Genomic DNA, 9,096 nt, shown 5'->3' on the forward strand with positions numbered 1-9,096 from the left:
GGCTCACGAAGCGGGTGTCAGCAGCAAAGGCGGCGCGGTCAGCCCCGAGGCATCCGGCCAGAGCGTGCCGGCATAGGGGGTGCCAGCATAGAAGCGGTTGGCGGCGGTATTGGCAATCTCAAGCCTCAGGCGATGCGGCCCCGCCGCCAGCGGGCCAAGCGCCAGACGGAAGGGCGGATGCCAGAGCGGCCCGCGCGCCTCTTCATCCACGAAAACCCGCGCAGCGCAGGCGAGGCCGGGCAGTTCCAGCAGCGGCGCTGCGGGCTGGTCCAGCCGGAAGGTGGTCTCATAGATCCCGATGCCCGAGAAATCCGCATCCCCCTGGTCCTGCCAGCCCCGGGTGACATCGGCCGGCCGCGCGGGTCCGTCTGTTTGCAGCGTCCAGCCGCTCTCCAGCGCCTCGGCGTGCCAGCGCGGCGCTGGTTCGACCCGGGGTTCGGCCCGGGGTTCGGTTGATGCCCCTCCTGCCTCGCTCAGGCGCAGGCAGCGCAGTTGCTGCGGTTCCAGATACAGGCTCAGCGCCGACAGCACCCCCGGCGCATCACCAAGGGTGAAACCGGCGCCAAGGGTGATCTGTGACTGCAGCGGTGCGGCACTCTCGTTGAACAGGACCAGCCGCCAGGCGCCGCCGGCATCGCGCCCGGCCAGATGCGTGACCAGCCCCGGCACCGGCGCGACCACCGGCCCCGTTTGCGAGAGAAACGCCCGCAGGACCCCGGGCTCCGGCGCATTCCGCCAAAGCGGCAGATCCAGCGCTGCGATGCGGGCCGCGCTGTCAGGATCCGCCAGAGCGGTGACCCCGGGCAACACCAGGGCGGCAAGCGGGCTGCCATAAAGCTCTGGCCCGTTCGCCCCCGGAGTGATGCGTGCAAGCCCAGCCTCGTCAAGGATCAGCGGCGGCTGGCCAAGCTGCCAGAGCGTTTCGGCCCAGGCGCCGAAAAGACACGCGTGATCATGGCGTGGGCCTTCCGTCAGGGCGGTCTCATAGGGGTATAACAGCGCGACCTGGGCCTGTGGCCTGGCGGCGGCCAGAAACGCGGCCAGCGCCGTGATCTCATCGGTCAGCGCCCGCATCACGCCCCACCAGGGTTGCAGATTATAGCCCGGCGCAAAGTCAAAGCGCATATTGGCCAGCGGCTCGGGGGAAGTATCGCCCGGATCGGCATAAAGCGCATGCAGGATCACCTGGCCCGCGCCCAGCAGATGCAGCCGGATCATCGCTGCGCGCAGCGCGGCGGGGGTGATTTCCCACTGGCCGGCCGCGCGGGTTTCGGTGCGCTCAGCGGTCAGGTAAAGCTCGGTCAGGCAGCCGCGCCGCCCCGATGCGCGGGCAATGCTGTCGCCCAGCATTGGCGCCAGCTGGGGCGCCAGATTATTCGCATCCACCGCCGTGATATCGCGCCAGCGGTCGAGCCCGAAGAAATCCGCTGCCAGCGCCACACGCGGATCAATCGAGGAAAACCCGCCATTCAGCGCGAAGCCTGCAACATGCGGCAGGATCTCATGCCCGGTCAGCGCAAGGCCATGGCGGTCGCAAAACTCGCGCAAGGGTGCGAAAAACGCCTCACCGATCAGCCTCGTGTAAAGCCGCCAGACAAAGCTCCGCGTCGCAGCAGTGTCCGGCCCGGTCTCAAACAGCAGCGCCGCAAGCTGTGGCCCGGGAGGTCCCCGCGCAGCAAGACCTGCGGCCAGATCCTCAGACCAGAGGAAACTGTTCAGGAGGTTCCCCTCCGCCTCATTCCAGCGATAAAGCACCGGCGCCGGCTGATCGAAAAACAGCTGATCCACCACGTCCGGCATCAGCCCCGCCAGCGCCTGGGCATAGGGCTCAAGCCCGACGCTGACGAAACGCGCCCCGGCCTCGGGCAGGAGGTAATTGATCACACGCGAGCTGGCGATGCGGGTCGCCGCAAAGAAGATCCAGCGCGCGCCGGGCGGCAGGGTGTCAAGCCGCGCAAGCGCGCCGCTCTCACCGGCAGTGATGAGGCGTGCGGCCGGGGTCCTGTCTTCGACCTGGCCATCGGGCCAAAGGATCACCGCCGCCACCAGCTGCCAGTCGGTGCAGACCGGGCGCCCTCCCTCATGGATCCAGTCGCGCACCGCCGGGCCGAGGCTGGCGCCAAGCGTGGCGGTGATCCCAGAAATTCGGGCCTCTGGCCTGTCGCTTACCGCCCAGAAGAGATGGCGTTCGCGCAGGTGATCCGCGCCCGCTACCACCCGCCCCCCGGCCTGGCCGCTGGTCCAGGCGTAATCGTCGTAAAGCCCGGCTTTCAGACCAAGCCCCGCCATGATCTCCACCGCCGCGCGGTAAGCCGCCAGATAGTCATCGGACAGATAGAGGTCCAGGGGCATCGAGGGCCGGGCCTGGATATAGATCCGGCTGAAGCCCGCCTCGCGAAAGCCGGTCAGCTGCGCGTGCATCTGCTGTGATGAGGGGATGCCCGACCAGAACCAATAGGCGGCAGGGCGGCCAGGTTCAGGATCTGCCATCATGCGTATCATTCTCGTGCCGGCGCCAGGCGGGATGCGGATTCTGTTCTTTCATCCGCCAGCCCCAGGTGCGCAGAATGCTGAAATAGCTGGGGAAAACATAGCCGCCATTCAGCCGCTGCCATTCTTCGCGCGCCATGCGATAGGCGGCGGGCAGCCGATACCAGGGCACACGCGGCAGTTTGTGATGCACGAAATGCAGGTTGTTGAACAAGAACAGCGGCGCCAGGATCGAGCGTTCGACAATGATCGTCCTGCCATTCGGGTCCTCGGCCCATTGATGTTCGCAATAGCTGCGGATTGCGATCAGACTGGTCCCGAGCCAGGCCGGAACCAGGAGATAGAGCCAGACCGGAATCCCCATCGCGAAATGGATGAAGGGCAGCACCACCGCCAGCCCGGCCAGATGATGCACCCAGGCGTTGCGCGTCTTTGCATCGCCCGCAAGGATCCGCCGTCCCTCGGCGCAGGTGAAGCCGATCACCGCCACCCAGGGACCGATCACCACCCGCCCGATCAGCGTGTTGTTGACCCTCAGCACCGATTGCAGCAGGCGCGGCATCTGCATCCAGGTGAAGAGCGCGACATAATAGCTTTCGGGATCGTCATAGGGGTCGGTCAGGCGCGCGTCATTATGGTGCTGCAAATGGGTCAGCTTATAGCTGCGCCAGGCGTAGAAGATGCTGATCGGCAGCCAGACCAGCGCCTCGTTCAGGACGGGATTGCGGGTCGGATGGCCATGCAGCACCTCATGCGCCAGCGAAGAATGCAGCGCCACCGCCAGCCCCATCACGATCAGCGCCAGCCAGGGCAGGACCGGCCAGAGCCAGAACCCGGCTGCCAGCCAGCTGCCATAGCACAGAACCACCAGCCCCCAGGTCGGCGCCTCGAAACGGGGCGGCACCAGCAGCGTTCCCGGCAGGGTCGGTACGTCGCGCGGGCGGGCTTCAGACATCGCCGCAACCGGTTCAGACAATCCCTCAGACACGGCGAAGCGCCCAGATCGCCAGCAGCGGCGTCTCGCCCGAGCGCATCGCATGGCGCACCGAGGGCTGGTTGTAAAAGGTGCCGCCGGTGCCGGGGGTGAACCAGCCGCTGGTCTCGCGCCAGAAATCCCCGTCAGAAAGCGCCAGGTAGACCTCTTCGGGTGCGTGGTTGTGGTCGGGATAGCGCACATGCGGCGCCAGCAACGACAGGCCCAGCCAGATATCGCGTCGCTCTTCATGGCCACCGGGTCCGAGCAGGGTGATCTCGGCATAGCTGCCGGGGGCGAGGCCGCTCTCCTCCTCGCCGGTCCATTCCAGCAGCGGCTCGGCGACGCTGAAGGCCGCGCAAAGCGGCGCAAGGCGCGGATCGGTCGCCGCCGCCCGGATCAGCGCATCGCCGAGATGCTGGCAGGCCGGCTGACGCCCGGCCCGGCGCGGGGTCTGCGGCCCGACCTGTTTCGCGCCCTCGCGGATGCCCTCCAGCGCGGCGCCGGCCTCGGGCGTGCTGACCAGCCCGGCCATCAGCGCCAGCGTCACATCAATGAAATTCTGCACTTCGGGAGGGCGGATCTGCGGGGTCACTTTCGCGCCTTTCATCGGCTGACAGCCCTGCATCCGATGCAACGGGCCGGGGAAAAGGATAGGGCCGGCCGGGCGTTGCGGCAATGGCCCTCTTTACCCGCCGCAGCGGGCGGGGCTTGTCTTCAGGGGTATATCGGACTAAGTTGATCAGACTAAGTCATATGGGGATGCCCGGATGAAAACCGTCAATATGCATGAGGCCAAGACCCATCTCTCCCGCCTTGTGGAAGAGGCGGTGCAGGGTCAGCCCTTTATCATCGCCCGTGCCGGAAAACCGCTGGTCAAGGTGGTGATGGTCGAGGCCGGGGTGCCGCGCCGCACCGGCTTTCTGGCCGGGCAGATCGACGTGCCGGATGATTTCGCCCGCCGCGATGCCGATCTTATCCGCCGCCTGTTCGAAGGGGATGACGAGGCCGCCTCGTGAATCTCCTGCTGGATACGCATTACCTTCTTTGGGTGGCGGCACGGCCTGATCTCTTGTCCACCCGGGCGCTGGCGCTGATCGAGGATCCGGCGAACCGCCTTTGGTTCAGTGTGGCCAGCCTGTGGGAGGTTTCCATCAAACGCAGCCTTGAGCGGCCGGATTTCCGCACCGATGCCGGTACGCTGCGCGCGGGGCTTTTGGCCGCGGGCTATGAGGAACTGGCGGTCGAGGGGCGGCATATCCTGGCGCTCTCGACCCTGCCACCTTTGCATCGCGACCCGTTTGACCGGATTCTGGTGGCCCAGGCGGCGGCCGAGGGAATGCGTCTCCTGTCTGCCGACAGCGCGGTGCTGGACTATGGCGGGCCGGTTCTTCAGGTCTGATCTGCCGTCTGACCGGATGCCTGAACGCCCGCATGGGCCAGCAGATCCACCGCCGCCGGGGTCAGCGCGAAATGCAGCCGCTGGCTGCGTGTGTCGCGGCGGGGGATGGTCACCAGCCGCATCTCGATCTCCATCGCCACCAGCTCGCGCATGACCAGCGCATGCTCGACCCCGAAAATCCGCGCGAAGCTGCGGCTGTCGGCGCAGATCCCCATATCGGCAGAGACCAGCAGCATCGCTGCCATCATCGGCACCCCCCGCGCCGCCACCGCTTCGCAAAGCTGCATGAACGCCTCTTCCGAGGGGCCAGGCCCGGTGCCAGGCCCGGGTCCAGGATTGGGGCTCATTGCGGGTGCAGCGAGACGAGGATGGATTTCGAGACCGGCGTGAAACTGCCCTCGCCGAAAGCGTCATGCGGCACAAGCAGGTTCAGTTCGGGGTAATAGCCTGCGATACAACCCTGTGGGATGTCATAGGGCACGAGGCGGAAGGCATTCGCCTCACGAATGGTGCCATCCGGTGCCTCGCTCGACAGGTCAACCAGATCCCCCGCCCCGTGACCCAGCCGGTCGAGGTCGTGCTGGTTGATGAAGATCACCCGCCGTTCGCCATAGACGCCGCGATAGCGGTCATCCATGCCGTAGATCGTGGTGTTATACTGGTCATGCGAGCGGAAGGTCTGCAGGACCAGCCGCTTCGCCCCGGCCTGTTGCCACTCGGTCTGGTCGGGCAGGTTGTCCGCCCCGAAATTGGCGCGCTGTGTCGCGGTGTTGAATTCGCGCTCGGACGCCGGGTTCCGGAGCCAGAAGCCGCGTTTCTGCCGCACGGCAGCGTTGTAATCGCCAAAGGCGGGCAGCACGCGGGCGATCAGGTCGCGGATCCTGTCATTGTTATCGGCCAGCGCCGCCCAGTCGACATGCGCAGACCCCACCGTTGCCGCAGCGATACCCGCGACAATCGCCACCTCGGATTTCAGCTCTTTCGATGCCGGCATGTTGATCCCGCCCGAGCCATGCACCATGCTCATCGAATCCTCGACGGTGACGATCTGGCGGATGCCTTTGGAATTCCTGTCGATTTCCGTGCGGCCAAGGCAGGGGAGAATATAGGACACCCGCCCCGGCAGCAGATGCGAATGGTTCAGCTTGGTGGCGACATGCACAGTCAGATCAAGGCTTTGCAGGATCTTTGCCACCAGATCGCTGTCGGGCGTGGCGCGGGCGAAATTGCCGCCAAGCCCGATAAAGGCCCTGGCCCGGCCCGAGATCATGGCGCCGATGGCCTCGACCACATTATGGCCGCGCGCGCGGGGCATTTTCACGCCGATCTCGCGCTCCAGCGCGTCGATCAGCGCTTTCGGCGCTTTTTCATTGATTCCGACCGTGCGGTCACCCTGGACGTTGGAGTGACCGCGCACCGGGCAAAGCCCGGTGCCGGGCCGCCCGATATTGCCGCGCAGGAACATGAGGTTTGCGATTTCGCGGATGGTTGCCACCGAATGGCGGTGTTGCGTGACCCCCATCGCCCAGGTGCAGATCACCTTATCGGCGCCCAGATAGACCCCGGCGGCGCGGGTGATTTCGTCCATCGTCAGCCCGGATTGCTCAAGGATCTGTTCCCAGGGGGTGGAATCCACCGCCGCCTTCCAGGCGTCGAACCCGTGGCAATGCCCGGTGATGAACGCATGGTCAATCACCGAAGGCCGCCCCGCGGCGCGCTCCTCCTCGTCGGCGGCGAAGATCAGTTTCGCCATGCCCCTGACCGCCGCCATATCGCCGCCAAGGCGCGGCTGGTAGTAATCGGTCGAGGTGGGTTCCGAACCGCCGAAGATCATCTCCATCTTGTTCTGCGGATCGGCGAAGCGCTGAAGCCCCTTTTCTTTCAGTGGGTTGAACACCACGACCCTGGCACCCCGCGCGGTGGCCTTCCTCAGATCGGCCAGCATGCGCGGGTGATTGGTGCCTGGATTCTGCCCGATCACGAAAATCGCATCCGCCTCTTCGAAATCCTCCAGCAACACCGTGCCCTTGCCGATGCCGATCGCCTCGGTCAGCGCGACGCCCGAGGCCTCGTGGCACATATTCGAGCAGTCGGGGAAGTTGTTGGTGCCATAAAGCCGCACGAAAAGCTGGTAAAGGAACGCCGCCTCATTGGATGCACGGCCCGAGGTGTAGAACTCTGCCCGGTCGGGGTCATCCAGCGCGTTCAAAGCCGCTCCGATGGCCGTGAAGGCCTCGTCCCACGAGGTCGCGCGGTAGCGATCCGTCGCCGCATCATAGACCATCGGATGAGTCAGCCGACCCTGATGTTCCAGCTCGAAATCCGACCAGGACCGCAATTCGGCCACCGAATGGGTGGCAAAGAAATCCGGAGTGACCCGTTTCTGCGTCGCCTCCCAGGCCACCGCCTTGACGCCATTCTCGCAAAACTCGAACGAGGAGCCATGTTCCGGATCCCCCCAGGCGCAGCCCGGGCAGTCGAACCCGTCGGGCTGGTTCGCCCTGAGCATGGTGCGCGCGCCCGAAAGGGGGTTGCCGGTTGCAAGCAGCCGCTTGCCGCAGCTTTTCAGCGCGCCCCAGCCGCCGGCCGCTGTCGATTTCTTGCCGATAAACTCTGTCTTGCCCATGGCAAAGCCTTTGCGCGCGCGGGGCCCCTTCCCTGTCACGAATGACAAGGGCAAGGCCGGGTTCTTCTGGCGGGATGCTGCCGGAGGCGCTGTCCTCACCGGCACCAGGCCGGACGGACGGGGGAATGCGCAAGGGTTGCCGCTTTGAAATAGCGCCGGCGCGTAGAAATCCAAGTGTCAGATGCGGCTTTTCAGGCAGCGGGAACGGCTTTTGCCTGTTTTCCCATCAGGAATGTGTCTTTCATGTCAGTAGCCGTTACGGATCGACTGACCGGCAGCCGCAATCCGGCCCGCCGACGGGGCCAGAGCGATTCCCCCGCCTTTGCTCCCGTCTTTGCTCCCGCCGCTGCCACCCGCCCGTTGCGGGGCAACAAGAGCCGGACCAACAGCACCAGGTTGACAAATGCCGGCAACCGCGCCGCAGTATCGCCATGGCGACCGTCATCGACACCAAGATTCACCCCCCGCTGCTGCGGGCAAGGCTGCTGCGCCGCGAGGCGGCGCTGGCGCTGATGGATCAGGCGCTGTCGCATCCGCTGACGCTGATCCGCGCCCCGGCGGGCTTCGGGAAATCCACCCTGGTCGCGCAATGGGGGGCCGGGCTGCAAGAGGCCGGCTTCGCCTGGCTTTCGCTGGATCCGATGGCCGATAGCGGGCGGTCCTTCATCCTGCATCTGATCCGCGCAGTGCAACGCGCGCTGCCGCTGGCGGATCCGGGACTGGAGAGGCTGACCGGCTCGGAATCCTTTTCGCCGACCCGTGCGCTGGCGGCGCTGGTCGATGCGGTGCAGGCCGCAGTACAGCCGACATTTGCCGCCAGGCGCGACCAGCCACTCAGACCTAGCCCCGAAAGCCCCCATTCCGGAGAAAACGGGCCTCCTCGGCTGTGGTGTCGCGGCCGAGGACCGGATTGCGATGCGGGAAACGGCCAAAGCGGCGGATGATGCTGCGATGACCTTCGGCATGGCTCAGCCAGGGCTGGCCGAGGCGGCGGTTCAGCGCGACGGCAAGATCCTGATCTTCAGGCGCCTCTGAATGCGAGAATGGCAAAGCGAGAAACAGCCGCAGGCCGGGGTCGAGTTCCGCCATATACGCGCGTGCTTCGGCCTCACGCGCGAAGGCGCGGGCCGGGCATCGGTCGCATACATCCGAGCCGTGCCGCGAAAGGCATTGCGGGGGAACTGATCCAGCAGGACCATCAGCGCCAGCGCGCCTTGGGGCGTTTCAATCCAGCCCTCGCAAGCCCCTGCGGCGGCCTGTTCATGCAGATCGAGATAGCGCTCGCGGAAAGCCCGGTCGAAAGCGGGGCGATGGGCGAACCACTCGCCCCGCTCACCCGCATGCGCCCACCAGGCAACCACGCCGGTGGCAGGCGCGAGGGTCATGCTCAATGCCCGCCCCCGTGACCGCCCCCGTGACCACCACTGGCCTGCTGCGCATTGCCATGGATCAGGGCCTTGCTCTCGGCCATGCCGCCGGCCTGCTCCAGCGCCATGCGCTCGGCATCCCGGGCACGGACGGTGGCAATGATCCCGTCCACCACTTCGGGCGGCTCGCCCAGCCGGGACAGTGCCTCGCGCCCCATGACCATCGCGGATTCAACCT

8 protein-coding genes and 2 pseudogenes are annotated in these 9,096 nt (G+C 66.1%); 3 read left to right on the forward strand and 7 right to left on the reverse strand.

Annotation, left to right across the window (positions count from 1 at the left end; genetic code table 11):
* Positions 1 to 3 precede the first annotated feature (3 nt).
* From DRF71_RS24200 to DRF71_RS24210, 3 genes are read right to left on the reverse strand one after another with little or no spacing between them, the layout of a single operon-like run.
* Entirely contained in the window at positions 4 to 2,490 is a 2,487-nt protein-coding gene (locus DRF71_RS24200) for a carbohydrate-binding protein (protein WP_112313031.1), read from the reverse strand.
* On the reverse strand, positions 2,477 to 3,445 hold the full coding sequence (locus tag DRF71_RS24205; RefSeq protein WP_112313032.1) for a fatty acid desaturase: 969 nt from the start codon (positions 3,443 to 3,445) through the stop codon (positions 2,477 to 2,479). The genes DRF71_RS24200 and DRF71_RS24205 overlap by 14 nt, the downstream gene beginning before the upstream one ends.
* 25 nt (positions 3,446 to 3,470) lie before the next feature.
* Complete coding sequence (locus DRF71_RS24210; protein WP_232831669.1) at positions 3,471 to 4,073, reverse strand: dimethylsulfonioproprionate lyase family protein; 603 nt, start codon at positions 4,071 to 4,073, stop codon at positions 3,471 to 3,473.
* A 160-nt stretch (positions 4,074 to 4,233) separates the two neighbouring features.
* Here DRF71_RS24210 and DRF71_RS24215 point away from each other — a divergent pair, with 160 nt between their 5' ends.
* Together DRF71_RS24215 and DRF71_RS24220 are read left to right on the forward strand one after the other, a co-directional pair.
* Positions 4,234 to 4,482 carry a type II toxin-antitoxin system Phd/YefM family antitoxin gene (locus tag DRF71_RS24215; RefSeq protein WP_112313033.1) on the forward strand — a complete coding sequence of 83 codons (249 nt, stop codon included), beginning with the start codon at positions 4,234 to 4,236 and terminating at the stop codon, positions 4,480 to 4,482.
* Positions 4,479 to 4,865 (forward strand): type II toxin-antitoxin system VapC family toxin, encoded by a 387-nt coding sequence (locus tag DRF71_RS24220; RefSeq protein ID WP_112313034.1) that lies wholly within the window; start codon positions 4,479 to 4,481, stop codon positions 4,863 to 4,865. The genes DRF71_RS24215 and DRF71_RS24220 overlap by 4 nt, the downstream gene beginning before the upstream one ends.
* On the opposite strand, the gene DRF71_RS24225 is transcribed toward DRF71_RS24220, so the two are convergent.
* Both DRF71_RS24225 and DRF71_RS24230 read right to left on the reverse strand, forming a co-directional pair.
* Entirely contained in the window at positions 4,856 to 5,152 is a 297-nt protein-coding gene (locus DRF71_RS24225; protein ID WP_198672350.1) for a hypothetical protein, read from the reverse strand. The two genes, DRF71_RS24220 and DRF71_RS24225, sit on opposite strands and share 10 nt — an antisense overlap.
* A gap of 56 nt (positions 5,153 to 5,208) precedes the next feature.
* Complete coding sequence (locus DRF71_RS24230; protein WP_112313035.1) at positions 5,209 to 7,491, reverse strand: FdhF/YdeP family oxidoreductase; 2,283 nt, start codon at positions 7,489 to 7,491, stop codon at positions 5,209 to 5,211.
* Positions 7,492 to 7,922: 431 nt separating this feature from the next.
* Between DRF71_RS24230 and DRF71_RS24235 the strand changes: the two genes are divergently transcribed.
* Entirely contained in the window at positions 7,923 to 8,435 is a 513-nt protein-coding gene (locus DRF71_RS24235; protein WP_112313036.1) for a hypothetical protein, read from the forward strand.
* Here the strand turns inward: DRF71_RS24235 and DRF71_RS28875 are convergent.
* Together DRF71_RS28875 and DRF71_RS24245 are read right to left on the reverse strand one after the other, a co-directional pair.
* Positions 8,332 to 8,876 (reverse strand): annotated as a pseudogene (locus DRF71_RS28875) (DUF924 family protein). The gene DRF71_RS24235 and the pseudogene DRF71_RS28875 sit on opposite strands and share 104 nt — an antisense overlap.
* 2 nt (positions 8,877 to 8,878) lie before the next feature.
* Positions 8,879 to 9,096: pseudogene (locus tag DRF71_RS24245) on the reverse strand (hypothetical protein); the annotation flags it as partial.

This window comes from Pseudogemmobacter bohemicus (assembly GCF_003290025.1).
Taxonomy (GTDB): Bacteria; Pseudomonadota; Alphaproteobacteria; order Rhodobacterales; family Rhodobacteraceae; genus Pseudogemmobacter; species Pseudogemmobacter bohemicus.